Origin of the sequence: thiotrophic endosymbiont of Bathymodiolus puteoserpentis (Logatchev), assembly GCF_900127505.1 — a bacterium.
Taxonomy (GTDB): Bacteria; Pseudomonadota; Gammaproteobacteria; order PS1; family Pseudothioglobaceae; genus Thiodubiliella.
Window position 1 is genome coordinate 1 of record NZ_UEXF01000029.1, and the last position, 1,425, is coordinate 1,425.

The 1,425-nt window shown below is 31.3% G+C and carries 1 protein-coding gene; it reads left to right on the top strand.

The features are described from left to right. The coding region (locus BHECKSOX2_RS05230) for a hypothetical protein (protein ID WP_180323674.1) at positions 1-854 on the top strand (854 nt) is incomplete at its 5' end. Positions 855-1,425: the final 571 nt, after the last annotated feature.

Sequence of the window (1,425 nt, forward strand, 5' to 3'; positions counted from 1 at the left end):
CAACCACCATAGGACACGAAACCAGCCATGCGTTAGACAACCAAGACCCAAGCATCAACACCAACCCACAAAACAACGCAAGTAAAACAGATAATGAAATCTATGCTGACAACTATGGAGATGACTTCGGGGATTATGTTGAGTTTGCCTCAGAAAATTATGGTGATGGTAACTTAGCAAGCACTAACAACCACACTGGCAATGATCACAGTCAAATTCTTAAAGAGAATAATCAAAAGTATGCGAGGATTGATAAAAGTAAGGGAGAGGATTTTTTAAAAATAGGTCAACAAAGTGTTTATGCAGAAGAAATGACAAAATGCGGAATAAATGGACATGAATGTAAAAATAACACTAGAAGAAAATATAAAAAGCTATATGATAAAAACCAACAAGAAAAACTTGCAGAAATTAAAAGAGAATTAAGTAAACCGTCTTTTTTACGCAACAAGTATAAAACTAAACAAGAACTTGAATCGGCGATTAATTTATTGAGTAATAGACCTTTCAAGAAAGAAATTACAAAAAATCCAGAACAAAATTTAGATGGTGTAGAGGTCATGAAACAAGAGGAGTATGTTTCTAGGGTTAAGGTTGAGACTAAACAAGATTTAAAGGCTGTTGGAGACTTTGGTCTTAGTGTTTATCCACCAACAGCACCATATTATAATGCAGCAAAATTTGGTGTTGGCGGTGTTAACGATTATCAGAATGGTAATTTTGATAATACTATTAAGAATGGTATAAATTATATTATTCCAGTAGGGTTGAGAAAAATTGGAGTTCCAAAAACTCCATCAAATTTAGTTCCTGTTGGAATAGAATCTATTAATAGTTTGAATAATGAAGATTAAAGTGTTTCTTTTTTGTATTATTTTTGTATTTATTTTTATAATAATGCATCCTTGGGGAAATACATGTAATGATTCATGTGCTTATACTGTGACTGGAGTTTCTTTTCTTTTTGCATTTATAAATTTAAGTATTTATAATTTTTTTATTGGCGATAGTTTTGATGTTCCAGTAACATACTATTCTTATATTAAATCATTAAAAGAAGATAATTCAATTAACAACAAAATGATAAGAATAGTGGGAATTATTGTTTTGTTTATGCTAAATATATGGATTTGTTATTTTATATACCAAAACAGCTGGATTTTCAGTTAACCAACTAACGCCCAAGAAAACACTAAAAAGACTCCTGCATTAACCCAACATAATTTATAAAACCCATAAAATGGCGAATTTTCCACCAAAAATCCAGTAAATAGTCAACCCTTAAAAACTCACTCCAACCAAACCAACCCCCCATTTTCCCAACCATCTAAATCAACAAAACTGCTTTTTATCCAGCACCACAAAAAACCTTAGGTATTTTACAAAAAATAAGCCCAGTTTTTGCCAAAACAAAAAAATAGTGGC